Origin of the sequence: Mycobacterium aquaticum (assembly GCF_002086485.1) — a bacterium.
Lineage (GTDB): Bacteria > Actinomycetota > Actinomycetes > Mycobacteriales > Mycobacteriaceae > Mycobacterium > Mycobacterium aquaticum.
Window position 1 is genome coordinate 1 of sequence record NZ_MVHF01000066.1, and the last position, 23,911, is coordinate 23,911.

Annotated in this window: 24 protein-coding genes and 1 riboswitch; of the genes, 18 read left to right on the top strand and 6 right to left on the bottom strand. The window is 66.9% G+C overall.

Annotated elements, in window-relative coordinates; genetic code table 11:
- The first annotated feature begins 227 nt into the window (after positions 1–227).
- Entirely contained in the window at positions 228–866 is a 639-nt protein-coding gene (locus BST13_RS35895) for an Rv1815 family serine proteinase (protein WP_425437101.1), read from the top strand.
- A 15-nt stretch (positions 867–881) separates the two neighbouring features.
- Here the strand turns inward: BST13_RS35895 and BST13_RS35900 are convergent, their stop codons facing one another.
- Positions 882–1,322, bottom strand: coding sequence for a nitroreductase/quinone reductase family protein (locus tag BST13_RS35900; protein ID WP_083170692.1), 441 nt, complete (start codon positions 1,320–1,322; stop codon positions 882–884).
- A 123-nt stretch (positions 1,323–1,445) separates the two neighbouring features.
- On the opposite strand from BST13_RS35900, the gene BST13_RS35905 reads away from it, so the two are divergent.
- From BST13_RS35905 to BST13_RS35925, 5 genes are read left to right on the top strand one after another with little or no spacing between them, the layout of a single operon-like run.
- A complete protein-coding gene (locus tag BST13_RS35905) occupies positions 1,446–2,132 on the top strand; it encodes a TetR/AcrR family transcriptional regulator (protein WP_083170693.1) in 687 nt (228 codons plus the stop codon).
- 46 nt (positions 2,133–2,178) lie between these two features.
- Positions 2,179–2,568 carry an ArsR/SmtB family transcription factor gene (locus BST13_RS35910; protein ID WP_083170695.1) on the top strand — a complete coding sequence of 130 codons (390 nt, stop codon included), beginning with the start codon at positions 2,179–2,181 and terminating at the stop codon, positions 2,566–2,568.
- Positions 2,519–3,157: an SRPBCC family protein gene (locus BST13_RS35915; protein WP_083170696.1), complete on the top strand. Its 639-nt coding sequence runs from the start codon at positions 2,519–2,521 to the stop codon at positions 3,155–3,157. Before BST13_RS35910 ends, BST13_RS35915 begins: the two co-directional genes overlap by 50 nt.
- A 47-nt stretch (positions 3,158–3,204) precedes the next feature.
- Positions 3,205–3,693 (top strand): VOC family protein, encoded by a 489-nt coding sequence (locus tag BST13_RS35920; protein WP_083170698.1) that lies wholly within the window; start codon positions 3,205–3,207, stop codon positions 3,691–3,693.
- Between the two features lie 28 nt (positions 3,694–3,721).
- A complete protein-coding gene (locus BST13_RS35925) occupies positions 3,722–5,200 on the top strand; it encodes an FAD-binding protein (protein ID WP_083170699.1) in 1,479 nt (492 codons plus the stop codon).
- On the opposite strand, the gene BST13_RS35930 is transcribed toward BST13_RS35925, so the two are convergent.
- Together BST13_RS35930 and BST13_RS35935 are read right to left on the bottom strand one after the other, a co-directional pair.
- Entirely contained in the window at positions 5,201–7,111 is a 1,911-nt protein-coding gene (locus tag BST13_RS35930) for an ABC transporter ATP-binding protein/permease (protein WP_083170701.1), read from the bottom strand. It abuts the gene before it with no gap.
- Between the two features lie 23 nt (positions 7,112–7,134).
- Complete coding sequence (locus tag BST13_RS35935) at positions 7,135–9,069, bottom strand: ABC transporter ATP-binding protein/permease (protein ID WP_083170702.1); 1,935 nt, start codon at positions 9,067–9,069, stop codon at positions 7,135–7,137.
- A 71-nt stretch (positions 9,070–9,140) separates the two neighbouring features.
- On the opposite strand from BST13_RS35935, the gene secA2 reads away from it, so the two are divergent.
- The 11 genes from secA2 to gcvP all read left to right on the top strand — a co-directional run bounded on the left by secA2 (position 9,141) and on the right by gcvP (position 20,920).
- Positions 9,141–11,486 (top strand): accessory Sec system translocase SecA2, encoded by a 2,346-nt coding sequence (secA2, locus tag BST13_RS35940; RefSeq protein WP_083170704.1) that lies wholly within the window; start codon positions 9,141–9,143, stop codon positions 11,484–11,486.
- 9 nt (positions 11,487–11,495) lie between these two features.
- Positions 11,496–12,125: a CDP-alcohol phosphatidyltransferase family protein gene (locus BST13_RS35945; RefSeq protein WP_083170706.1), complete on the top strand. Its 630-nt coding sequence runs from the start codon at positions 11,496–11,498 to the stop codon at positions 12,123–12,125.
- Entirely contained in the window at positions 12,122–13,039 is a 918-nt protein-coding gene (locus BST13_RS35950; protein WP_083170707.1) for a DUF881 domain-containing protein, read from the top strand. Before BST13_RS35945 ends, BST13_RS35950 begins: the two co-directional genes overlap by 4 nt.
- Before the next feature lie 23 nt (positions 13,040–13,062).
- Positions 13,063–13,395: a small basic family protein gene (locus BST13_RS35955; protein ID WP_019972835.1), complete on the top strand. Its 333-nt coding sequence runs from the start codon at positions 13,063–13,065 to the stop codon at positions 13,393–13,395.
- 166 nt (positions 13,396–13,561) lie between these two features.
- On the top strand, positions 13,562–14,320 hold the full coding sequence (locus BST13_RS35960; protein WP_095533856.1) for a DUF881 domain-containing protein: 759 nt from the start codon (positions 13,562–13,564) through the stop codon (positions 14,318–14,320).
- Between the two features lie 34 nt (positions 14,321–14,354).
- Positions 14,355–14,750 carry a glycine cleavage system protein GcvH gene (gcvH, locus tag BST13_RS35965; protein ID WP_083170710.1) on the top strand — a complete coding sequence of 132 codons (396 nt, stop codon included), beginning with the start codon at positions 14,355–14,357 and terminating at the stop codon, positions 14,748–14,750.
- A 177-nt stretch (positions 14,751–14,927) separates the two neighbouring features.
- Positions 14,928–15,410 carry a glycogen accumulation regulator GarA gene (gene garA / locus BST13_RS35970; protein WP_064949023.1) on the top strand — a complete coding sequence of 161 codons (483 nt, stop codon included), beginning with the start codon at positions 14,928–14,930 and terminating at the stop codon, positions 15,408–15,410.
- A 122-nt stretch (positions 15,411–15,532) separates the two neighbouring features.
- Positions 15,533–16,267 (top strand): transcriptional regulator FtsR, encoded by a 735-nt coding sequence (gene ftsR, locus BST13_RS35975; protein WP_095533854.1) that lies wholly within the window; start codon positions 15,533–15,535, stop codon positions 16,265–16,267.
- Positions 16,268–16,381: 114 nt separating this feature from the next.
- Complete coding sequence (locus BST13_RS35980; RefSeq protein ID WP_019972830.1) at positions 16,382–16,876, top strand: bifunctional nuclease family protein; 495 nt, start codon at positions 16,382–16,384, stop codon at positions 16,874–16,876.
- A gap of 228 nt (positions 16,877–17,104) precedes the next feature.
- Positions 17,105–17,725, top strand: a complete 621-nt coding sequence (locus BST13_RS35985; RefSeq protein WP_029366161.1) for a MerR family transcriptional regulator — start codon at positions 17,105–17,107, stop codon at positions 17,723–17,725.
- 79 nt (positions 17,726–17,804) lie between these two features.
- A riboswitch (glycine riboswitch) is annotated at positions 17,805–17,903 on the top strand.
- 182 nt (positions 17,904–18,085) lie between these two features.
- The gene (gene gcvP / locus BST13_RS35990; protein ID WP_083170713.1) at positions 18,086–20,920 is read left to right on the top strand and encodes an aminomethyl-transferring glycine dehydrogenase; all 2,835 of its coding nucleotides are present in this window, start codon (positions 18,086–18,088) and stop codon (positions 20,918–20,920) included.
- 15 nt (positions 20,921–20,935) lie between these two features.
- On the opposite strand, the gene BST13_RS35995 is transcribed toward gcvP, so the two are convergent.
- Positions 20,936–21,493: a hypothetical protein gene (locus BST13_RS35995; protein ID WP_083170715.1), complete on the bottom strand. Its 558-nt coding sequence runs from the start codon at positions 21,491–21,493 to the stop codon at positions 20,936–20,938.
- Positions 21,490–22,368: a glycoside hydrolase family 19 protein gene (locus BST13_RS36000; RefSeq protein ID WP_158087264.1), complete on the bottom strand. Its 879-nt coding sequence runs from the start codon at positions 22,366–22,368 to the stop codon at positions 21,490–21,492. The genes BST13_RS35995 and BST13_RS36000 overlap by 4 nt, the downstream gene beginning before the upstream one ends.
- A gap of 138 nt (positions 22,369–22,506) precedes the next feature.
- Between BST13_RS36000 and BST13_RS36005 the strand changes: the two genes are divergently transcribed.
- Positions 22,507–22,833, top strand: a complete 327-nt coding sequence (locus BST13_RS36005; RefSeq protein WP_142282936.1) for a hypothetical protein — start codon at positions 22,507–22,509, stop codon at positions 22,831–22,833.
- Positions 22,834–22,852: 19 nt separating this feature from the next.
- On the opposite strand, the gene BST13_RS36010 is transcribed toward BST13_RS36005, so the two are convergent.
- Positions 22,853–23,854, bottom strand: a complete 1,002-nt coding sequence (locus BST13_RS36010; protein ID WP_083170718.1) for a WXG100 family type VII secretion target — start codon at positions 23,852–23,854, stop codon at positions 22,853–22,855.
- Positions 23,855–23,911: the final 57 nt, after the last annotated feature.

The window sequence follows — 23,911 nt, forward strand, 5'->3', positions numbered from 1 at the left end:
CGACCCCCGCAGCCCCCCACCCCCCCCGCCACCCCCACCCCGCATCAAACCACCCCCGCCCTGTTTCGCACGATGCCCTCCCCCCCCCACCCGGGCGGCCGGGCCCATGCGCCCGGGCCGTCTGTGTTCGCCGCTAAACTCGGCGGATACCTGACCAGATCGGAGGCACTGCCGTGCTCCAGCCGTGGTTGCTCATGTCGCGGGTCTTGCTCGCGGCGGCAACGCCGATGGCCGCCCTGGCCGTGACTTCGGCCCCTGCCTCTGCCACCCCGGGAGTGCTCGTCTACCCCGGCATGGAGATCCGCCAGGACACCAACGTGTGCACGTTGGGGTTCGTCGACCCGGTCGCCCGGGTGGCGTATACCGCCGGACATTGCCGGGGCAGCGGTGCCGTCGGCGACCGGGACGGCAACTTCATCGGCCAGCAGGCGTCCTTCCAGGACAACACGCCCGACGGCGCCACCATCGACACCGATCACGTGATCGCCGACTGGGAGACCATCCAGCTGGCCGGCGACGTCGCGGTCAACAACATCCTGCCGGGCGGCCGGATGCTCGTCGACGACCCTGGCGCGGTGGCCACTCCGGGCCTGCCCGTATGCCATTTCGGCGTGATCACCGGTGAGACGTGCGGAACCGTCGAGGCGGTCAACAACGGGTGGTTCACCATGGCTCACGGTGTGGTCAGTCAGAAGGGTGACTCGGGCGGCCCGGTGTACGTCATCACGCCCGATGGGCGAGCTGCCATCGTCGGCGTGTTCAACAGCACGTGGGGGCAGTTCCCGGCCGCGGTGTCGTGGCAGAACGCGAGCGGCCAGGCCCGCGGCATGGTGCAGGCCTCCAATCAGGTCGACGGTCACCAATAGGCTTGTGTCACAGCGTTAGTCGAGCAGTTCGTAAACCGGGATGGACGGCGCCGCGGCCCTCAGTTCGGCGTCGGACGAGTGCGGTGTCAATCCGGCCATGTGCCCCTTGACCTCCCAGTACCAGCGCGCGAGGTAGTGCTGCAGCAGCGCGGGTTTGGCATCGTCGGGCACCTCGGCCAGCCGTCGGGTCGAACGCCGCCAGCGTGGGCCGGTCTCGACCACTCCGGCGGCTCGGGCGTTGCGGACCCACTGGGTCTCTCCGCGAGGTGACACCAGAAAGTTCTTGCCGTCCAACGTCATCAGGTTGACCACCACGGACCGGATCTGCCCGGTGCGTCGGCCGCGGATGCGCAGCGCGGTGGTGCCTGCGATGCTGACACCCGCTTCGGCGAGCCGGCGGATCAGATCGTTGCCTGCGCGGGCCAGCGGGCCCGGAGCGTCATATCGCGTGGTCATGGTGGCCTCCTGTGGGATAGAAACCTGTGGAATAGAAACGAGATCAGTGCTCTCGATTAACAGCGTGACACGACGGCGCCGAAAATTCAAGAGCACTGATCTCGGTTGTGTCAGACTGCTGTCGTGGGTAAGCGTCAAGAAAGCCGCGAGCGCATCGAAACCGCGATCATCGAAATCGGCCGCAGACACCTGGTCACCGAGGGTGCGGCCGGGCTGTCGCTGCGGGCGGTCGCACGTGAACTCGGCATGGTGTCCTCGGCGGTCTATCGGTATGTCGCCAACCGGGATGACCTGCTGACCCTGCTCGTGGTCGATGCGTACACCGAACTGGCCGACGCCGTGGACCGGGCCGTCGCGGATGCGCCCGCCGAATCGGATTGGCGGGCGAGGATTGTCGCGACGGCCCGGGCTGTGCGCCAGTGGGCGGTCGAGCAGCCTGCGCGCTGGGCGCTCCTCTACGGGAGCCCGGTGCCCGGCTATCACGCACCCGCCGAACGGACCGTCGGGCCCGGGACGCGCGTGGTCGGTACGCTCTTCTCGGTGGTGGCTGCCGCGATGGCCGCGGGGGAGCTGACCGACTCGGGTGCCGCTGTGGGGCAACCGCTCTCGGCGGATTTCGACCGGCTGCGCGTCGAGTTCGACTTTCCCGGCAGTGACGACATCCTGGCGAAGTGCTTCCTGCTGTGGGCCGCGCTGGTCGGTGCGGTGAGCCTGGAGGTGTTCGGGCAGTACGGTGCCGACACCCTGACGGATCCGGGGATGGCGTTCGAAGTCCAGATCGGATTGCTGATCGAGATGCTGGCCCGTTGATATAGAAGCATTGACTTATATAAGTTCAGCCTTTTATATTGGCGGTGTGCACGCCTTCGACGTCCTGGGGGACCCCGTGCGGCGTCGGATACTCGAACTGCTCGCCGATGGCGAGCAGTCGGCCGGTGCCATCAGTGCAACCGTCCAGGCCGAGTTCGCGATCAGTCAGCCGGCTGTATCGCAGCATCTGAAAGTGCTGCGCGACAACGGTTTCGCATCGGTACGTCGCGACGGTCAACGTCGGCTCTACTCGGTGGACAGCGCACCGCTGCGCGATATCGACCAGTGGCTGGGCACCTTCCGGCGGTTCTGGACACCGCACCTGGACGCTTTGGCGACCGAGATTGCGCGCGGCAAACGACAGCGGAGAAGTGAAGGGATGCAACATGATCGACGTCAGCCATCAGATGAACAGGACGCGCCGCAGCGTGGGTGACCGTGTGCTGGAGGCCGGCGAGGCGCACGTCGTGACGATCGGTCAGGCGTATCCGACCGACGCGGCTGACCTCTGGGATGCGCTGACCAATGCCGAGCGGATCCCGCGGTGGTTCCTGCCGGTCAGTGGCGAGCTGAAGGTGGGTGGCCGCTATCAGTTGGAGGGCAACGCCGGCGGCACGGTGCTGAGCTGTGACCCGCCGCGCGAGTTCACTGCGACCTGGGAGTTCAACGGGGCCGTCAGCTGGATCGAGGTCCGGGTGTTCGACGACGGCGAGGACCGGTCCCGTTTCGAACTCGCGCACATCGCCCGCGCCGACGATCCGATCTGGCAGCAGTACGGTCCTGGCGCTGTCGGCATCGGCTGGGAGCTCGGCATGTGCGGCCTGGCCATTCATCTGAGCACCGGCGAGCGGGTGGACCCCGCCCGGTTCGAGCAGTGGTCCATGGGTGAGGATGGCAAGAGGTTCGTGACCGAGGCTGCCGAAGGCTGGCATCGGGCTGCGGTGGACGGTGGGCTGGATCCGCAGTGGGCGCGCGCGGCAGCCGACCGCTGCCGCGGCTTCTATCTCGGAGAGCCGCAAAACTAGAACACGTTCTAGCCATGCCGTCCGCGCGGCGCTATCCTCTGAGCAATATGCTCAATCAGACACCTGTCCAGATCGCGTGGGTCGCCGCCGACCTGGACGCCACCGAGACGGCGCTGACGATGCTGTTGGGCGCGCGCCGGTGGATTCGCATGCCTGCGGTTCACTTCGCGCCCGACACCTGCACCTACCGGGGGCGGCCTGCCGATTTCGTCGCCGACATCTCGCTGAGTTACGCCGGTGACACGCAACTGGAAGTCATCGCGCCGGTCCGTGGCGACAGCATCTATACCGAGTTCCTCGACGCCAACGGGCCGGGCCTGCACCATGTGTGCGTCGAGGAACCCGACACCGAATCGTTCGACGCCAGGGTGCATGGTGCCGAGCGAGACGGCACTCCGGCCGTATGCCACGGCGCCATGCCCGGTGGCATGCGCTTCGCCTACCTCACCGCCCCCGGCGTGCCCTACCTGGAAATCGCCTACATCCCGCCCGAGATCCGGGCGTTCTTCGATTATGTGAAGAGGGAGCAGATATGACCGACGAGCGCTTGCGCGAGGAGCCGAAATGACCGAGATTCCCGACGTCCTCGACGCCGCGGAGGTCACGTCGGCCGCCGACGAGGTCGACGTCGTGGTGATCGGTTTCGGCATCGCGGGCGGCTGCGCCGCGGTGAGTGCCGCCGCCGCGGGGGCCCGGGTGCTGGTGCTGGAGAAGGCCGGTGGTGCCGGTGGCACCACCTCGATGGCCGGTGGGCACTTCTACCTCGGTGGCGGCACGGCCGTGCAGGAGGCCACCGGACATTCCGACAGCGCCGAGGAGATGTACAAGTACCTCGTCGCAGTGTCCGAACACCCGGACCTGGAGAAGATCAGGGCGTATTGCGAAGGCAGCGTCGAGCACTTCAATTGGCTTGAGGGACTGGGCTTTCAGTTCGAACGCAGCTTCTATCCCGGCAAGATCGTGGTGCCGCCCGGCACCGAGGGCCTGTCCTACACCGGCAACGAGAAGGTGTGGCCGTTCATCGAGCAGGCCAAGCCGGCCCCGCGCGGTCACTCGGTGCCCGTCCCTGGTGAGGTCGGTGGGGCCGCCATGGTCATCGAGCTGCTGCTCAAGCGCGCCGAGCAACTCGGGGTGGAGATCCGCTACGAGACCGGTGCCACCAACCTCGTCGTTGCCGACGATGGCACGGTCGTCGGCGTCAAGTGGAAGCACTTCACCGAAACCGGTGTGGTCAAGGCGAAATCGGTGATCATCGCAGCCGGCGGATTCGCGATGAACCCCGAGATGGTCGCCGAGCACACTCCGGCCCTGGGCCAGCCGCGCCGTACCAAGCATCACGGTCTGGTGGCGCCCTACATTCTGGGCAATCCCAACGACGACGGGCTGGGCATCCGGATGGGCGTGTCTGCCGGCGGTGTCGCGCTCAACATGGACGAGTTGTTCATCACGGCCGCCGCCTACCCGCCCGAGATCCTGCTCACGGGCATCATCGTCAACAACCAGGGCGAGCGGTTCGTGGCCGAGGACTCCTATCACTCCCGCACCTCGGCCTTCGTGCTCGAACAGCCCGATCAGGTGGCGTATCTCATCGTCGACGAGGCGCACATGGAGATGCCGGGGCTGCCACTGATCAAGTTCATCGACGGCTACGAGACCATCGGCGAGATGGCGGCCGCTCTCGAGCTGCCCGAGGACAAGCTCACCGCCACGCTGGAGCGCTACAACGCCAACGCCGCCAACGGCGAGGACCCCGACTTCCACAAACAGCCGGAATATGTTGCGGTGCAGGACAAAGCGCCATGGGCGGTGTTCGACCTGTCGTTGGGCCGCGCGATGTACTCGGGCTTCACGATGGGTGGCCTCTCGGTCTCCATCGACGGCGAGGTGTTGCGTGCGGACGGCAGTGTCATCCCCGGGCTGTACGCCGCGGGCGCCTGCGCGTGCAACATCGCCCACGACGGCAAGGGTTACGCCAGCGGCACCCAGCTGGGGGAGGGTTCGTTCTTCGGCCGCCGCGCCGGAGCGCACGCGGCGGCCCGCTGATCAGGCAGGGGTGCGCAGCTCGGTGAGCTGCCACCGGCCGGCGCCCAGCAGTTCGAGGCGCCGGTCGTGGTGCTGTTCGACGGTGTCGCGGTGGCTGACACTGACCACGATCGTGTCGGGCAGCCGGGCACGCAGTGTGGTGTACATCGCGAACTCCTGGCCGGCGTCCAGCGCCGAGGTCGATTCGTCGAGGAACACCGCCCGCGGCTCGGCCAGCAAGACCCGGGCGAACGCGATGCGCTGTTGTTCGCCGGGGGAGAGCACCTTCGACCAGTCCGACTCCTCGTCGAGGCGGGATGCCAAGTGTCCCAACGAGACCGTGGCCAGCGCATCCGCGATCGCGTCGTCGGCGAAGGCGCCTGCGGCCGCCGGATAGCTGACCACCGCACGCAGGTCCCCGAGCGGGGCGTACGGCAATTGGGACACGAACATCACGTCGCCTTCGTCGGGAAATCGGACGGTGCCGGAGCCGAACGGCCACAGCTGTGCGAGGCTGCGCAGCAGCGTGGTCTTACCGGTCCCCGACGGACCCGTGATGAGCAACGCCTCACCGCTGCTCAGCTGCAGGTCGAGGTGGTCGAGCAACAGCGTGCCGGTCGGTGAGCGCACCTCGACGGCATCGACGACAAGGCCGTCCAGGCTGGGACCGCTCGCCAATCGCGGTAGCGCCCTTGCCTTTTCGTTCGCGGTGACCAGTCCGTCGAGCCGGATGATCGCTGCGCGGTAGCCGGCGAACGCGTCGTACACCGCGCGGAAGAAACTCAACGAGTTCTGCACCGAGCCGAACGCGCTCGCCGACTGCATGACATCGCCCAGCTTGAGCTCACCGGCGAACAACCGCGGCGCCTGCACCATCAACGGCAGCGGGGAGATGATCTGGCTGATCGACCGGTTCCAGCCGAGGAACGCCACCCCGCGGCGCACCAACCTGCGGTAGTTGGCGATGATCCGCGCGAAACGCAGTGCCAGCGTGCCGCGTTCGGTGTGTTCGCCGCGGTAGAAGCTCACCGATTCGGCGGCGTCGCGGATGCGCACCAGCGCGTACCGGAACGCGGCGTTGGTCAGCTCGTTGCGGAACGTGAGCCTGATGATGGGGCGGCCGATCCAGAACGCCACCACGGTCGTCACCGCCACCCACAACAGCGCGATCCAGAACAACGCCTTGGGCACCGTGACACCGAAAAGCGTCAGCGGGCCGGCCAGATTCCACAGGATCGGGGTGAACGCCACGACCGAGACGATCGAGTTCACCGAACCGAACACGAGGGTCTGCGCCGTGCCGACGGTCGGGGTGTTGGTCTCGGGGCCGGTCCCGGTGGTGAACACATCGATGTCCTGCTGGATGCGCTGATCCGGGTTGTCCACGGGCTCGCCGCCGAACGACGGCAGGAACCGGGAGCGGTAGTAGGCCCGGTCGCCGAACCAGTCGCCGGTGAGGTGGTCGGTGAGCCAGACCCGCCAACGAATGATGAAGTACTGCATGAGATACAGGTCGAGCAACGTGCGGGTGATGTCGGCGGCGACCAGCAGCGCGAAGATGACGATCGAGCGCCAGAAACCGGCGATACCGGAATCGCGAACCGCCTCGTCACCCGCCCCGGCACCCTCGAACGCGACCTGCAGGGCCGAGGACTGGTCGTTGGCGTAGTAGCTGAACAACACGTCCATCCGTACCGAGACCAGCACCGACAGCAGCAGCACCGCGAGCAGCGCCCACGCCGTGATGCTTTGGCGCCCCGTGAAATACCCGCCGGTGATCCGCCAGAACTGGCGGCCCCACGTGGTGACGCGAGCCAGCGCGGTCAGCACGGCCAGCATCACCACCGAGCTGATGGCCCACGCCTTGGCCACCCACAGCAACGACGCCAGGATCTCGTTGCCCCAGTTCAGCGCCGGGGTGAACATCTCCATGCCGGGAACCTACCGGCGAAGGGCTATTGCTGATCGACCAACGCGGGGTTGCGGTTGCAGTCCTCGTCGACTTCGCTGAGCCGCCAACGGCCTTCGCCGAGCAGCTCGAGGTGCTGCTCGTGATGCTGGCCGACGGTTCTGCGGTGCGTGACGCTGACCAGGATGGTGTCCGGGAGGTGTTTGCGCACCAAGGCGTACAGCATGTATTCGAGGCCCTCGTCGAGTGCGGAGGTGGACTCGTCCATGAAGACCGCCTTGGGCTTGGTCAGCAGCACGCGGGCGAACGCGATGCGCTGCTGCTCGCCCGGGGACAGCACCTTGGCCCAGTCGGCCACCTCGGACAGCCGCTGGCTGCACTGCGGCAGGGCGACCTGCTCGAAGGCCCAGAACAGGGTTTCGTCGGGAATCTCGCCCGGCTTCTTCGGGTAGGACACGACAGCCCGCAGATCGCCGAGCGGGACGTAGGGCATCTGCGAGAGGAACATCGTCTCCTCGACGCCCTGCGGGCAGCGGAACGTGCCGGTGGCGTATGGCCACAGCTGGGCCAGGGAACGCAGCAGGGTGGTCTTGCCCGCGCCGGAGCGGCCCGTGACGATCAGGGTGTCGCCGGTGTTCAGCTGCAGGTCGAGGTCCTCGATCAGCTTCTCGCCGCCGGGTGTGTTGATGCAGACGTCCTCGAGTTCGACGAGGCAATCGTCACCCACCTCGACGGTCAATTCCGGAAGGGCGCGGCTTTCCTCGTTGGCGACCACCAGGCCGTGCAGACGCATGATGGATGCCCGCCAGCCCGCGAAGCCGTCGTAGTTGTTGCGGAAGAACGACAGACCGTCCTGGATGCTGCCGAAGGCCGACGACGTCTGCGAGATGTCGCCGAACTTGATCTCACCGGCGAACATGCGCGGGCCCTGGATGATCCACGGCAGTGGGTTGATGATCTGGCTGACGGTGAGATTCCATCCGTAGAACTTCACCGAACGGTTGATGAACCGCTTGTAGTTGCTGACGACCGGTTCGAACCGCTGCCGCAGCTGCAGCCGTTCGGCCAGCTCACCGCGGTAGAAGGCGACAGCCTCCGAGGCGTCGCGCAACCGCACCAGCGCATACCGGAACGCGGCGTTGTACCGCTCGTTGTTGAAGGTCAGGCGGGTCAGCGGATGGCCGACCCAGAACGCCACGATGCTGGCCACCAGCACGTAGGCGAAGGCGATCCAGAACATCGCCCTGGGCAGCGTGACCCCGAACAGGGTGAGGTTGCCCGAGAGGTTCCACAGGATCACCGCAAAGGAACCGACGCTCACGATGGCGTCGATGGCGCCGAACAACAGCGTGCTCTTGGTGAAGGTGTTGGGATTGCTCGGCAGCGGGCCGATGCCGTTGGTGAAGATGTCGATGTCGGACTGGATGCGCTGGTCGGGGTTGTCGATGCCGTCGTCGATGAACCGCCCGCGGTAGTACGCCCTGCCCTTGAGCCAATCGCCCGTGAGCCGATCGGTCAGCCAGGCACGCCACCTCAGGGTGAAGCGCTGCATCAAGAACAGGTCCAGCATGATGCGCACCACGTGGATGGTGGCCAGGATGGCGAAGTGGATCAGTGCCCACCAGAAGCCGTGGATGCCGGACTCTTTGACCGCCTGATTGCCCGCGCCGATCCCCTCGAACGCGGTCTGTGCCGACGACATCAGATCGTTGCCGTAGTAGCTCATCAGCACGTCGATCCGGACACCGCCGATCACCGACAGCAACAGCACCGACAACCAGATCCACACCTTGATGCTGTCGGCGCCCCTGAAGTAATCGCCGGTGATCCGCCACCACTGCCGGCCCCAGGTCGTGAACCGCCCGACCAGCGTCAGCACGATCAGAGTGGGGACCGCCGTGTACAGCCACACCGTCGCGACCCACTTCAGCGATGTGCCCAACTCGGTGCCCCAGTCGAGTGACGGGGTGAACATCTCCATGCGGGCAAGGTACTCCGCGATGCTGCCACGGGCGTGGTGGACGCAGATCAGCCTCCGCGTAACGTGAACATGTGCCGAAGACGTCCAGCGCCAAACCGGGGCGCTTGAGCAGCAAGTTCTGGAAGCTACTGGGTGCCACCACCGAGCGCAACGAGGCTCGTTCGCTCTCGGAGGTCAAAGGTGCTGCCAAGTTCGAGGAGAAGGCTGCCGACCTCGACGACGAGCAGCTGACCAAGGCCGCCAAGCTGCTGCAGCTCGAGGATCTGGCCGAGTCCGCCGATATCCCGCAGTTCCTGGCCATCGCCCGTGAGGCTGCGGAGAGGACGACATCTCTGCGGCCGTTCGACGTACAGCTGCTCGGGGCGCTGCGGATGCTGGCCGGTGACGTGGTCGAGATGGCCACCGGTGAGGGCAAGACGCTGTCCGGTGCGATCGCCGCTGCGGGTTATGCCCTCGGCGGGCGCAGCGTGCACGTCATCACCATCAACGACTATCTGGCCAAACGCGACGCCGAATGGATGGGTCCGCTGCTCGAGGCGCTCGGCCTGACCGTCGGCTGGATCACCGAGGATTCGACGGCCGAGGAGCGGCGCGCGGCCTACGAGTGCGACGTCACATATGCGTCGGTCAACGAGATCGGCTTCGACGTCCTGCGTGATCAGCTGGTCACCGATGTCGCCGATCTGGTATCGCCCAATCCTGACGTCGCGCTCATCGACGAGGCGGATTCGGTGCTGGTCGACGAGGCGCTGGTGCCGCTCGTGCTGGCCGGCACCAGCCACCGCGAACAGCCGCGCGTCGAGATCATCCGGCTCGTCGGCGAGCTCACCGCAGGCACCGACTACGACACCGACGACGACAACCGCAACGTGCACCTCACCGACGCGGGTGCGCGCAAGCTCGAAGCCCGCCTGGGCAACATCGACCTCTACTCCGAGGAGCACGTCGGCACCACGCTCACCGAGGTCAACGTCGCGCTGCACGCGCACGTGCTGCTGCAGCGCGACGTGCACTACATCGTGCGCGACGACGCCGTGCACCTGATCAACTCCTCGCGCGGGCGCATCGCGTCGCTGCAGCGCTGGCCCGATGGTCTGCAGGCCGCCGTGGAAGCCAAGGAGGGTATCGAGACCACCGAGACCGGCGAGGTCCTCGACACCATCACGGTCCAGGCGCTGATCAACCGGTATCCGACCGTGTGTGGCATGACCGGCACCGCGCTGGCCGCCGGTGAGCAGCTGCGCCAGTTCTACAAGCTCGGGGTGTCGCCGATCCCGCCGAACACACCCAACGTCCGGGAGGACGAAACCGACCGGGTGTACATCACGGCCGCGGCCAAGACCGACGCCATCGTCGAGCACATCGCCGAGGTACACGAGACCGGGCAGCCCGTGCTGGTCGGCACGCACGACGTGGCCGAATCCGAAGAGCTGCACGAGAAGCTGGTCAAGGCCGGTGTGCCCGCCGTGGTCCTCAACGCCAAGAACGACGCCGAAGAGGCCGCGGTGATCGCCGAGGCCGGAAAGCTCGGTTCGGTGACGGTGTCCACCCAGATGGCCGGGCGTGGCACCGACATCCGTCTTGGTGGCTCCGACGTGGGCGACGACGCCGCGGAGAAAGACAAAGTGTCCGAGCTCGGCGGCCTGCACGTCGTCGGTACGGGTAGGCACCACACCGAGCGGCTCGACAACCAGCTGCGCGGCCGTGCCGGGCGCCAGGGTGACCCCGGCTCGTCGGTGTTCTTCTCCAGCTGGGAGGACGAGGTGGTGGCCGCCCATCTGGACAGTGGCAAGCTGCCGATGGAAACCGACGAGGACGGCCGGATCATCAGCCCCAAGGCCGCCGGGCTGCTCGACCACGCCCAGCGGGTCGCCGAGGGCAGGCTGCTCGACGTGCACGCCAACACCTGGCGCTACAACCAGCTGATCGCCCAGCAGCGCACCATCATCGTGGACCGCCGCGACACCCTGCTGCGCACCGAAACGGCACGTGACGAACTCAAGGAACGCTCGCCGGAGCGCTACGACAGCCTCGTCGAAGAGCTGGGGGAGGACGGCGAGGAGAAGCTGGTCAAGATCTGCCGGCTGATCATGCTCTACCACCTGGACCGCGGCTGGTGCGAGCACCTGGCGTACCTGGCCGACATCCGCGAGAGCATCCACCTGCGGGCCTTGGGCCGGCAGAATCCGCTCGACGAGTTCCACCGGATGGCGGTCGATGCGTTCGCATCACTGGCCGCCGACGCCATCGAAGCGGCCCAGCAGACCTTCGACACCGCCGACTCGATCGAGGACGAACCCGGCATCGATCTGTCCAAGCTGGCCCGTCCCACCTCGACGTGGACGTACATGGTCCACGACAACCCGCTCAACGACGACACCATGTCTGCACTGAGCCTGCCCGGGGTGTTCCGCTAAGTTTTAGCCATGGACAACGCGCCTGCTCCCGAGGGCAGGAGCGCACCCCCGGACGTGACCGCGGCGCCGGACCGGATCCTTACCGTGCCCAACGTTCTGAGCGCATTGCGCCTGGTGCTGGTGCCGGTCTTCCTGTGGCTGCTGTTCGGTGTGCACGCCAACGGCTGGGCGGTGGCCGTGCTGATGTTCAGCGGGTTCTCCGACTGGGCCGACGGCAAGATCGCGCGGCTGATGGCCAACCAGTCGTCTCGGCTTGGCGAGCTGCTGGATCCCCTGGTGGACCGGATCTACATGGTCACCATCCCGGTCGCGCTGGCCTTCTACGGCGTGGTGCCGTGGTGGTTCGTGGCGACGCTGATCGGACGTGATGTGGTGCTGGCGGCGACTCTGCCGGTGGTGCGCAGCCGCGGGCTGACCGCACTGCCGGTGACCTACATCGGCAAGGCGGCCACCTTCGCGCTGATGTCCGGTTTCCCGCTGGTTCTGCTCGGGCAATGGGATGCGTTGTGGAGCAGGGTGATTCTGTACTGCGGCTGGGCCTTCCTGATCTGGGGTCTGGCGCTGTACCTGTGGTCGGCGGTGCTCTACCTGATTCAGGTGGTGTTGGTGGTGCGCCGCCTTCCGAGGTCGGCGCGATGAGCGCCGAGGGCAGTTCGCTGGGGGGTTACGCCTCGGGAGCAGGACTCAACAGCCACGACGCCGACGCGCCGACGCGCATCCCGGTGCCGTCGCTGCTGCGGTCCCTGCTGTCCGAGCACCTCGATCCCGGCTACGCCGCGGCGGCCGCTGCCCGCGAGGCCGGCGGCAAGCCGCGGCCCCGGCTCGGTGAGTGGGCCTGGCAGGTGCTGGCCGCGCTGGCGATCGCCACCGTCTTCGCGGTGGCAGCTGCACAGGCCGACATCGCCGCGCCTGCCGCCCGACAGGCCCAGCACACGCTGGCCGGCCGCGTACGGGCCGCCGAGGCCAGCACCCGACACGCCGGGGCGACGCGCGACGAGCTGGCCGACCAGGTGGACGCCGAACGACGCGCCAAGCTGGGTATGGACGAGAACGGTCAACAGTTGCTGAGCGACCTCGACACCGCCAACATCGCCGCTGCCGCGACACCGATGATCGGTCCGGGCCTCACTGTCACGGTGACCGATCCCGGCATGTCGAAAGACCTCAGCGACGTGTCCAAACAGCGGGTGGCGGGCAGCCAGCAGGTGATCCTCGACCGGGACCTGCAACTCGTGGTCAATTCGCTGTGGGTCAGTGGCGCCGAGGCGATCTCGGTCGGCGGGGTGCGGGTCGGGCCCGGTGTCACCATCCGGCAGGCCGGCGGCGGCATTCTGGTCGACAATCAGCCGATCACCAGTCCGTATGCCATCGTGGCCATCGGACCGCCGCACGGCATGGCCGACGTCTTCAACCGCAGTCCCGGGCTGCAACGGCTACGGCTGTTGGAGACCTCATACGGTGTCGGGGTCAGCGTCAGTGCCGGCGACGGCCTGAGCGTACCGGCGGTCTCGGTACGAGATGTGAACTTCGCCAAGCAGATTGGACCACCTTGAGAAACACAGGATTGACCAGGTAGATGATCGGAATCGCCGCACTTGTCGTCGGGATCGTGCTGGGGTTGGTGTTTCACCCCAACGTGCCTGAGTTCGTCGAGCCCTACCTGCCGATCGCCGTCGTCGCGGCGCTCGACGCGGTGTTCGGCGGCCTGCGTGCCTACCTGGAACGCATCTTCGACTCCAAGGTGTTCGTCATCTCGTTCGTGTTCAACGTGCTGGTCGCAGCGTTGATCGTGTACGTCGGCGATCAGCTGGGTGTCGGCACCCAGCTGTCGACGGCGATCATCGTGGTGCTCGGTATCCGGATCTTCGGCAATGCTGCGGCGTTGCGACGCAGGCTGTTCGGCGCCTGACATGAGCGACGCCGAGCGGCCGCAGGACGCCGAACAGCCCGACCCGCCACCCGAGCCCGCCGGGGAACCGGAGGCCGAGGTGAAGGAGACGCCGGCCGAAGAGACCACCGGCGCCGCGGAGGTGCCCGCGCACGAGCAACCCGCGGAACATCATGGGCGCCACGAGATGCCCGACGGCAGACCGCGGACGCGCTGGACGAGTCTGGCCGTTGCGCAACAAGGCCGTTCCCAGCTCATCTTCGGAGCCTTGGGGCTCCTGCTGTGCGTACTGCTCGGAGCGGCAATCGTCACGCAGGTCCGGCAGAACGATTCCGGCGATTCGCTGGAGACTGCTCGACCGGCCGACCTGCTCATCCTGCTGGACTCCCTGCAGCAGCGCGAGGCATCGCTGAGCACCGAAGTGGCCGACCTTCAGCGCACCCTGCAGCAGTTGCAGGCGTCGGGCAGCAGCGACCAGACGGCGATCGAGAACGCCAAGGCCCGGCTGGCTGCGCTGTCCATCCAGATCGGCACGGTCGCCGCCACCGGTCCGGGGGTCACGCTGACCATCGAGGACAATGCCCCGGGTGTGGCGGCCGAGACCATGCTCGATGTGATCAACGAATTGCGCGCGGCAGGCGCCGAGGCCATCGAGATCCGCGGTGGCGGAGCCGATCAGCAAACCGCTGTCCGCGTCGGCGTGGACACCTGGGTGGTCGGCACACCAGGTCAGCTCATCATCGACAACGTCGCCGTGGGGCCGCCGTATTCGGTTCTGGCCATTGGCGATCCACCCACGCTCGCAGCGGCGATGAACATTCCGGGCGGCGCGATGGACAGTATCAAGCGGGTCGGCGGGACGATGGTGGTACAACAAGCCCAGCGGGTCGACGTAACCGCCTTGCGGCAACCGAAACCACGCCAATACGCTCAGCCCGTCAAGTGAGTCCGACAGATCCGACTGACAACCAAGGAGCGCCGTGAGCGATATCCCAGCCGACCTGTACTACACGTCCGAGCACGAGTGGGTGCAGCGCACCGGTGATGACACGGTACGCGTGGGTATCACCGACTACGCCCAGTCGGCGCTGGGCGACGTGGTGTTCGTACAGCTGCCGGACGTCGGTACCGACCTGAGCGCGGGCGACTCGTTCGGCGAGGTGGAATCGACCAAGTCGGTCTCCGACCTGTATGCGCCGGTCACGGCGAAAGTTGTTGCTGTCAACGGGGATCTGGAGGGCAACCCGCAGCTGGTCAACTCCGACCCGTACGGCGAGGGATGGCTGGTGGACCTGCAGCTTGAGTCGGGCGTGCTCGCCGACGTGCTGACCGGTCTGCTCGACGCGGACGGCTACCGCGCCGTCGCGTCGGAGTAAGGAGTTGTTAGGGTTTGCAGCGACCTGTTCGACCGTACGAAGCGCACAGATTTCCACCACATCAGATCCGGCAGTGGTGGACACAACAAGGCCCGTTGCGCGGTACGGTCAACGTGAGACCGACGACGGCTGGGGGCCCCGCCGGGCAACGCCACAGCAGCCAGTGAGGAGCAGCGGGTGACGGACAAAAACAGCAATGTAGGGGCCGACCAGACGTCTGACGAAGTCACGGTGGAGACGACATCCGTCTTCCGTGCGGACTTCCTCAACGAGCTGGACGCGCCCGCGACGACGAGTGCCGAGGGCACCGTCTCGGGGGTTGAGGGCCTTCCCTCGGGTTCGGCGTTGCTCGTCGTCAAACGCGGCCCGAACGCGGGTTCGCGTTTCCTCCTGGACCAGCCGACCACGTCGGCCGGGCGGCATCCGGACAGCGACATCTTCCTCGACGACGTGACCGTGAGCCGTCGCCACGCCGAGTTCCGCTTGGAGGGCGCAGAGTTCCAGGTGGTCGACGTCGGCAGCCTCAACGGCACCTACGTCAACCGCGAGCCGGTCGACTCCGCGGTGCTCTCCAACGGCGACGAGGTCCAGATCGGCAAGTTCCGCCTGGTGTTCCTGACCGGCCCCAGGTCCGACGACGACAGCGGCTCGTCCAGCTAGCTGATGAGCGCTCGCGGGACCAGCCGATGACAGCGATGAGCACTGGCGGGACAAGCCGATGACAGCGGTGAGCGTTCGCGGGACAAGCCGATGACAGCGATGAGCGCTCGCGCGAAGAGCCGATGACTCAGCCTGACCGACCTGGACTGGCCGGAATGTCGATCGGTGCTGTCCTGGATCTGCTCCGCGGTGACTTTCCGGATGTGACCATCTCGAAAATCCGGTTCCTGGAAGCCGAGGGGCTGGTCACACCGGAACGCACCGCGTCGGGTTATCGGCGTTTCACCGCGTACGACTGTGCGCGGCTGCGGTTCATCCTGACCGCCCAGCGGGATCAGTACCTTCCGCTGAAGGTGATCAAGGCGCAGTTGGACGCCCAACCCGACGGGGAACTGCCACAGAGCGGATCTGCCTACGGCGTACCGCGTTTGGTGGCCGTCGAGCATGCCGACCGAGCTGCCGCGGCGTCCGCGGTGGCACCGACGCAGGTGCGGCTGTCTCGCGAGGACGTACTGGCCCGGTCGGGCGTCGAGGACGAGATGTTGAGCGCGTTGGTCAAGTACGGCGTGATCACCACCGGGCCGGGTGGATTCTTCGACGAACATTCGGTTGTCATCGCGCAGTGCGCCGCGGCGCTCGCCGATTACGGCGTGGAGCCCCGGCATCTGCGCGCATTCCGATCGGCTGCCGACCGGCAGTCCGACCTGATCGCCCAGATTGCCGGACCGGTGGTCAAGGCCGATAAAGCCGGCGCCAGGGACCGGGCTGACGACCTCGCGCGGGAGGTAGCCGCGCTCGCGATCACCCTGCACACATCGTTGATCAAGTCGGCGGTGCGGGACGTTCTCGACCGCTGAGGATTAGACTTGGCGTTGAGGCCATTTCGCTCGAGGTCGATGTGCCTGGAGACGAATTGGCGACAGACGGTTATGAACGACGTGGCAGCACAGCGGTGCGGAGGGTAGGCACAGATGGCTGAGGTTCGGGTAGTCGGCATTCGCGTGGAACAGCCGCAGAACCAGCCGGTGTTGCTGCTCCGCGAGTCCAATGGCGACCGGTACCTGCCGATCTGGATCGGGCAGTCGGAAGCCGCCGCCATCGTGCTGGAACAGCAGGGGGTCGAGCCGGCCCGCCCGCTGACCCATGATCTGATTCGAGATCTCATTGCCGCGCTTGGGCATTCACTCAAAGAGGTGCGGATCGTCGACCTGCAGGAAGGCACGTTCTACGCCGACCTGATCTTCGATCGTGACATCACGGTGTCGGCCCGGCCGTCTGATTCGGTGGCCATCGCCCTGCGGGTCGGGGTCCCGATCTACGTGGAGGAAGCGGTGCTGGCCGAGGCCGGCCTGTTGATCCCGGATGAGAACGACGAGGAAGCCGCAGGCACCGTCCGTGAGGACGAGGTGGAGAAATTCAAAGAGTTCCTCGACAGCGTGTCGCCCGACGATTTCAAGGCCACCTGAGGCGTAGTTCCCAGGTCACGGATGCGTCTCAACTGACGCATAGGACGTCGACACGCGGTGTGGGTGTCATCCAAGTGGGTTTTGGGCAGCCATACTTTGAGGGCGACGAGCAGTCAGGGCTCGGCGGGAAGCGTATGCTCGACACATTCGGGCTCGCAGCAAACCCGCTGCGGTGCAGGTCACGGCAGCGGATGAGGTAGGCGGGTTCGATCGGCGAGAGGATTCACAGTGGGTGACACGCCACGGCAGGGAGAGTTGGATCTGACCACCGGAAGCGGGGTTGAACCGCCCGTTCGGCCGGCCAGCGAGCCCGTTCAGGGTGGGTTGTTCCCCGACGATTCTGTACCCGACGAACTGGTCGGTTACCGCGGTCCGAGTGCCTGCCAGATCGCAGGCATCACCTATCGGCAGTTGGACTACTGGGCCCGCACCTCTCTGGTGGTGCCCTCGATCCGCGGCGCGGCCGGTTCCGGCAGCCAGCGGCTGTATTCGTTCAAGGACATCCTGGTCCTCAAGATCGTCAAGCGCCTGCTCGACACCGGCATCTCGTTGCACAACATCCGGGTGGCCGTTGATCACCTGCGTCAGCGCGGCGTGCAGGACCTGGCCAACATCACGCTGTTCTCCGACGGCACGACGGTCTACGAGTGCACCTCGGCCGAAGAGGTGGTCGATCTGCTGCAGGGCGGTCAGGGCGTGTTCGGTATCGCGGTGTCGGGCGCCATGCGCGAACTGACCGGCGCGATCGCCGACTTCCCGGGTGAGCGTGCCGACGGCGGCGAGTCCATCGCCGCTCCCGAGGACGAACTGGCCTCGCGGCGCAAGAGCCGCGACCGCAAGATCGGCTGACGCCCCCTTCGTGTTCGCCGCGCACTACGCGCGGCGCGTTCGCCGGTGCCGGTAGCGGCCGGTAGAATCGGCTGCGCATCGCCCTTGTGCGGGAGAGCTTCGTGGCCGCCAGCTACGGACGCCGAAGGAGCAACACCTCTCCGTCAACCTCTCAGGCACCCAGGACCGCACAGGCCCCGATGCCTCTGGAAAGCGGCGCTCCGCGCGAGCGCCCGCCCATGGGGAAAGACGCCTGTCGGCGTCGAATCTCTCAGGCGCCCGGGACCGGGTTGACGACAGAGGGAGAGGGGAGCGCAGCACGTCCTCAGACGGGGCTGCCACCTCGACCCACCGTGGCGGGGCCACAATGAGGAGCCTTGAGTGTCCGATCATCAGCAAGCACGTTTCGTCGACCGGCACATCGGGCCGGACGCCGCAGCCGTCACCACGATGCTCGATGTGATCGGCGTGGCATCCCTCGACGACCTCGCTGCCAAGGCACTGCCCGCAGGGATTCTCGACGGACTCGCCGCCGACGGCCGGGCACCGGGCCTCGATCGCCTGCCGCCCGCCGCCACCGAGGAGCAGGCCCTCGCGGAGCTGCGCGCGCTGGCCGATACCAACACGGTCGCGACGTCGATGATCGGGCAGGGTTACTTCGACACGCTGACGCCACCGGTCTTGCGGCGCAACATTCTTGAGAATCCGGCGTGGTACACGGCCTACACGCCGTACCAGCCCGAGATCAGCCAGGGCCGGTTGGAGGCCCTGCTGAACTTCCAGACCATGGTCTGCGACCTCACCGGCCTCGAGGTGGCCAATGCCTCCATGCTCGACGAGGCCACGGCGGCCGCCGAGGCGATGACGTTGATGCACCGCGCCGTCAAAGGGCCGGACAATCGGCTGGCTGTCGACACCGACATCTACGCCCAGACGGCAGCGGTCCTGGCGACCCGCGCCGAGCCGCTCGGCATCGAGGTCGTCCGCGCCGATCTGACCCAGGGCCTGCCCGACGGCGACTTCTTCGGCGCGATCGTGCAGTTGCCCGGCGCCAGCGGCCGGATCGTCGATTGGACCAGCCTCGTCTCCGAATGCCACGAGCGTGGTGCGCTGGTCGCGGTCGGAGCCGATCTGCTGGCGCTGACCCTCATCACCTCGCCCGGCGAGGTCGGTGCCGACGTGGCCTTCGGGACCAGCCAACGGTTCGGTGTGCCAATGGGATTCGGCGGCCCGCACGCCGGCTATCTGGCGGTGCACGCCAAGCACGCGCGCCAGCTGCCGGGTCGGTTGGTCGGAGTTTCCGTCGACGCGGATGGGGCACCGGCGTACCGGCTGGCGCTGCAGACCCGCGAACAGCACATCCGCCGGGACAAGGCCACCAGCAACATCTGCACCGCTCAGGTGCTGCTGGCCGTGATGGCGGCGATGTACGCGAGCTACCACGGTGCCGACGGGCTGACCGCCATCGCGCGCCGGGTGCACGGCCATGCCGATGCGATCGCCGCGGCGCTGGGCGACGCGCTGGTGCACGATACGTACTTCGACACCGTGCTGGCCCGGGTGCCGGGCCGCGCCGACGACGTGATCGCCGCAGCCAAGGCCAAGGGCATCAACCTGTGGCGGGTCGACGCCGACCACGTTTCGGTGTCGTGCGACGAGGCCACCACCGACGCCCATGTGGCTGCCGTGCTGGAGGCATTCGGCGCCGCTGAACCCGACGTGCCGGGCGCGACGGACATCGCCACGCGCACCTCCGAATTCCTCACGCACCCCGCGTTCACCCGGTACCGCACCGAGACCGAGATGATGCGCTACCTCCGGTCGTTGGCCGACAAGGATCTGGCTCTGGACCGCACGATGATCCCGCTGGGCTCCTGCACCATGAAGCTCAACGCCGCCGCCGAAATGGAGCCCATCACCTGGCCGGAGTTCGCCCGTCAGCACCCGTTCGCGCCGGCCTCGGACAATCCGGGGCTGCGCCGACTCATCGCCGATCTGCAGGACTGGCTGACCGCGATCACCGGCTACGACGAGGTGTCGCTGCAACCCAACGCCGGTTCGCAGGGGGAGTACGCCGGGCTGTTGGCGATCAAGGCCTACCACGTGGCCCGCGGCGAGGCCGGCCGGGACATCTGTCTGATCCCGTCGAGCGCGCACGGCACCAATGCCGCGTCGGCGGCACTGGCAGGCATGCGGGTGGTTGTCGTGGCGTGCCGGCCCAACGGTGACGTCGACCTGGACGATCTGCGCGCCAAGGTCGCCGAACACGCCGATCGTATTGCGGCACTGATGATCACCTACCCGTCCACCCACGGGGTGTACGAGCACGACATCGCCGAGATCTGTGCCGCCGTGCACGACAACGGCGGCCAGGTCTACGTCGACGGGGCGAACCTCAACGCGCTCGTCGGGCTGGCCCGTCCGGGCCGTTTCGGTGGCGACGTCAGCCATCTGAACCTGCACAAGACGTTCTGCATCCCGCACGGCGGCGGCGGACCAGGCGTGGGGCCGGTGGCCGTGCGCTCGCACCTGGCGCCGTACCTGCCGGGGCACCCGCTCGCCGAGGAACTGCCCGACGAGCACACCGTGTCGGCGGCGCCGTACGGCTCGGCCTCGATTCTGCCGATCACCTGGGCTTACATCCGGATGATGGGCGCCGACGGGCTCCGCGCGGCATCGCTGACGGCGATCGCGTCGGCCAACTACATCGCGCGGCGGCTCGACGAGTACTACCCGGTGCTCTACACCGGCGAGAACGGCATGGTCGCCCACGAGTGCATCCTGGACCTGCGTGGGATCACCAAGGACACCGGCGTCACGGTCGACGATGTGGCAAAACGCTTGGCCGACTACGGTTTCCACGCGCCCACCATGAGCTTCCCGGTGGCCGGCACGCTGATGGTGGAGCCTACCGAAAGCGAGAGCCTGGCCGAGGTCGATGCGTTCTGCGACGCGATGATCGCCATCCGCGCCGAGATCGACCGGGTCGGTTCGGGCGAGTGGTCGGTGGACGACAACCCGCTGCGAGGCGCACCCCACACGGCCGAATGCCTGCTGGTGGCGGACTGGAACCACCCGTACACGCGCGAGCAGGCCGCCTACCCGCTCGGCAAGGGATTCCGGCCGAAGGTCTGGCCGCCGGTGCGCCGCATCGACGGCGCGTACGGCGACCGCAACCTCGTGTGCTCCTGCCCGCCGATCGAGGCGTTCGCGTAGGGGACCGTCGCGCAGTTACTGCGCGGCGGTGCGCTGCCAGTCGATGGTGTTGCCGCGGCCGACGTAGCTCAGCTGGATGGCGTTGTCGGTGACCTTCAACGGCAGGTAGACCAGGTCGAGATTGCCGGAGTCGGCAATCCAATGCAGCCACAGCACACAGGAATTCGGTGCCGAGGACGGCTTGCTGGTCTTGGCGGGCGAGGCGTCCCACGGCGTGAACTGCCAGGTGCCGAATTCCTTCTTGCCGTCGGAATTCGATTCCAGCGATCCGTGCGCGGACAGCGTCGTCACGGTCGGGTCGCCCGACTCCTGCCACGATCCGATGAACTGCTCGACCTTGAACTCCGCGCCCGGGCATTCCTCGTCGGGTGACACGTCGGGACGCACCGTGGTGGTCGCGACGGCCGTCGCCTCCGGAGTGGACTGCACCACGACCGTGCGGGGTGCCGTCGACACCGCCTCGGTGGTGGCCGACGGTTGCGACTGCTGCGACGTCGATGCGCCGCAGGCGGCGGCACCGATCGCCAGGGCCGGAACAGTGCACAGCACAGCGAGTTTCGAAGAGATGGTCATCCGCCCAGTACCTGCAATCCTCGGTTGTAGTAGTCGGTCCGTTCGGCCAGATTGTGGGTGCCGCCGTTGACCATTCGGGTGATATCCGTGATGTTGCCGCCGTCGGCGACGGCATTGCCGTCACGCGAATTCCAGTACCAGACAGCGCTTTTGAAGGCATACTCCGGTGTGGCCGCGAGTTCTGGATGGTTGACGAAGTCGACGCCGAGGTCCTTGCTCATCTGCGTGTAGTTGGACCGTCCCGTGATCTGGATGACGCCGCGTCCCTTGTACTTCTTGCCGTCACCGGGCTGCGTGTTGCCCAGATCCGTGCGGCCCTCGTACTGGCTGCCGTCGGCGTACTCCTCGTAGGTGCGGAACCGGTCGGATTCCACCGCGATCTGGGAGATGAACGCTGCTTGGCGCTGCGGAGTGTTCATCCCGCCCTGCTTCATGGCGTCGTTCAACGGGCCGATCATCTCCTCGGCTTTCGCCTGGCTGAGCTCGGGGACGATCTTGCGCAGCTGCTCGACGGTGATGGGCCGATAGTCGCCGTTGCCGACGGGGGGAGCCGGGGTGTCGCCCGGCTTGTCCTTGGGTTCATCGCCAGGTTCGAACTTGACGCGCTCGGCGGCCTCGCGGTCGCCTTTCTCGTAGGCGCCTGCCGCGGCCGTGAGGTTGTCGGCGAACTTGGTGACCTTGGTGCCCAGTGACTGGGCCTGGCGGTCGATGGCATCGGCGACCTGGCTGCACGCGGACGCGACGTCAAGGCCCGACAGCGGGCCTGCCGCAGCCGACAGCGCATTGCCCGGACCACGGAAACTGGTGACCGCCTCGCTCAGGCCGCTGGCGGCTTCGCGCAGTGCCGCAGGGTTGACGTTGAGTGTCTCGGTCACGGCACGGCATCCCCCGCCTGTCGATCGTCCCCAGCGGCGACGACTGCCGCCCGAAGATGATCGTAATGTGCTCCTACCGCGGCTCCGCGCACCAAAATCGTGTTTTGCTGAGCTGCTGTCGGGATCTACCCTGGCGTTGTGCATCCCGTGGTGGCAGATCTGAGGGCTCATCTCGGCGTGCCCGCGGAGTTCGAGGAAAAGACCGTCAACATCGCAGACGGCTGGGCGTTCGTCTACGGCAACATCGTCGGTGCCGACGGCCGCCCGTTCGACTACAGCGGCACACCGTATGCCGAAGCCGCCGCCAACGGCGGCAGGTCACGCACCTATGCGGGCCTGTTCCGCGACGACGGCACGTCATGGGCGAGGGTCGACAGTGCCGTCGGCCCGACCGACCTGGCGTGGGACGGCTGGGCCGAACGCTACGGGGCGCCCGCCGCGATCTTCCGGATTCCCACCGACTGAACCGCCCCGGCACGCCGGATCACGGTGGCGACAGGTACATCACCTGACCGTACGGGTTTCCGTAGCTGACCACCTGGCTCCCGTCGGCATTCTTGTTGTTCGAACCGATCAGCGTGATACGGCCACCGTCGTTGGTGGCGACCAGTTCGGTGTGCTGACTGCCGTTGATGACCGCGACGTCACCGGGTTTGGCCTCCGATGCGGGCACCATGTGCCAGCCTTGGGCCTGCAGCCGCTGCGACATGTCGGCGACGCCGTTGCTGTGCCAATCGATCAGGCCCGCCTTCTGCAGCGTCGCGGTGACGAAGTTGGCGCAGCACACGTCGTTGGGCACGCTGGGATCCATCGGGAGGTCGCCGCTGCGCTTGAGGTCCGAGGCGTTGCGGCCGAGGAAGTCCTTGGCGATATCGGCCGGGTTCTGCCCTGTCGGTGACGGTTTCGGCTTCTCCGGTTTGTCCTCGGGCTTGGTGTCGCCGTCTTTCTTCTTGTCGTCTTTGCCGTCGTCCTTGTGCTCCTCGGCGAACTTGCGCAGCGCTTCCGCGGTGGACTTGTCGGCCTGCTCGAACTCGGCGAGCATCTTCTTGACCGCCGTCTCCATCTCGAGCGCCTTGAGCTTGATCTCCATGCCGAGCACAGGGAAGAGGTTCGCGTACTGCTGCAGCAGGGGCCCCGGGGTCACCGAACCGTTGTCGCCGACCTTCCAGAGCTGGCCGGCCCCGCCGTTGACCATGCTTTCCAGGGCCGACTTGATGCCGGTCAGCTGCTGGCCGCCCGAGGACATCACCTGCTGCATGGCGCGCAGCTTGTCGCGGTAGCCCTCCTGACCGACGAGCATGTCGGCGCCCTGTTTCTGCGCCGCGGTCGACGCCCCGCCGGTCCAGCTGCCCGCCAGCTGGCTCAGATGTGAGCGCTGCGACGAGATCTGCGCGTCGAGCCGGTTCGCAGAACTGGCCACCTCTTCTGCGGCGTTGAGCAGTGATTGGGGTTGGGCTCCCAACACCTGCGACACCGTCAGTGTCATTGCACCCCCTGAAAAGTCGGTGTGTGTATTGTCTCCCGTTCACCGAGAGCCAGAACG

Coding starts and splice junctions, on each gene's coding strand:
- BST13_RS35895 (WP_425437101.1), top strand. CDS start 228: ATGGCCGCCCTGGCCGTGACTTCGGCCCCTGCCTCTGCCACCCCGGGA.
- BST13_RS35925 (WP_083170699.1), top strand. CDS start 3,722: ATGACCGAGATTCCCGACGTCCTCGACGCCGCGGAGGTCACGTCGGCC.
- BST13_RS35920 (WP_083170698.1), top strand. CDS start 3,205: ATGCTCAATCAGACACCTGTCCAGATCGCGTGGGTCGCCGCCGACCTG.
- BST13_RS36010 (WP_083170718.1), bottom strand. CDS start 23,854: ATGACACTGACGGTGTCGCAGGTGTTGGGAGCCCAACCCCAATCACTG.
- ftsR (WP_095533854.1), top strand. CDS start 15,533: ATGACTCAGCCTGACCGACCTGGACTGGCCGGAATGTCGATCGGTGCT.
- BST13_RS35930 (WP_083170701.1), bottom strand. CDS start 7,111: ATGGAGATGTTCACCCCGGCGCTGAACTGGGGCAACGAGATCCTGGCG.
- BST13_RS35935 (WP_083170702.1), bottom strand. CDS start 9,069: ATGGAGATGTTCACCCCGTCACTCGACTGGGGCACCGAGTTGGGCACA.
- BST13_RS35980 (WP_019972830.1), top strand. CDS start 16,382: ATGGCTGAGGTTCGGGTAGTCGGCATTCGCGTGGAACAGCCGCAGAAC.
- BST13_RS35955 (WP_019972835.1), top strand. CDS start 13,063: ATGATCGGAATCGCCGCACTTGTCGTCGGGATCGTGCTGGGGTTGGTG.
- BST13_RS35995 (WP_083170715.1), bottom strand. CDS start 21,493: ATGACCATCTCTTCGAAACTCGCTGTGCTGTGCACTGTTCCGGCCCTG.
- BST13_RS35945 (WP_083170706.1), top strand. CDS start 11,496: ATGGACAACGCGCCTGCTCCCGAGGGCAGGAGCGCACCCCCGGACGTG.
- BST13_RS35915 (WP_083170696.1), top strand. CDS start 2,519: ATGATCGACGTCAGCCATCAGATGAACAGGACGCGCCGCAGCGTGGGT.
- BST13_RS35960 (WP_095533856.1), top strand. CDS start 13,562: ATGCCCGACGGCAGACCGCGGACGCGCTGGACGAGTCTGGCCGTTGCG.
- BST13_RS35950 (WP_083170707.1), top strand. CDS start 12,122: ATGAGCGCCGAGGGCAGTTCGCTGGGGGGTTACGCCTCGGGAGCAGGA.
- BST13_RS35900 (WP_083170692.1), bottom strand. CDS start 1,322: ATGACCACGCGATATGACGCTCCGGGCCCGCTGGCCCGCGCAGGCAAC.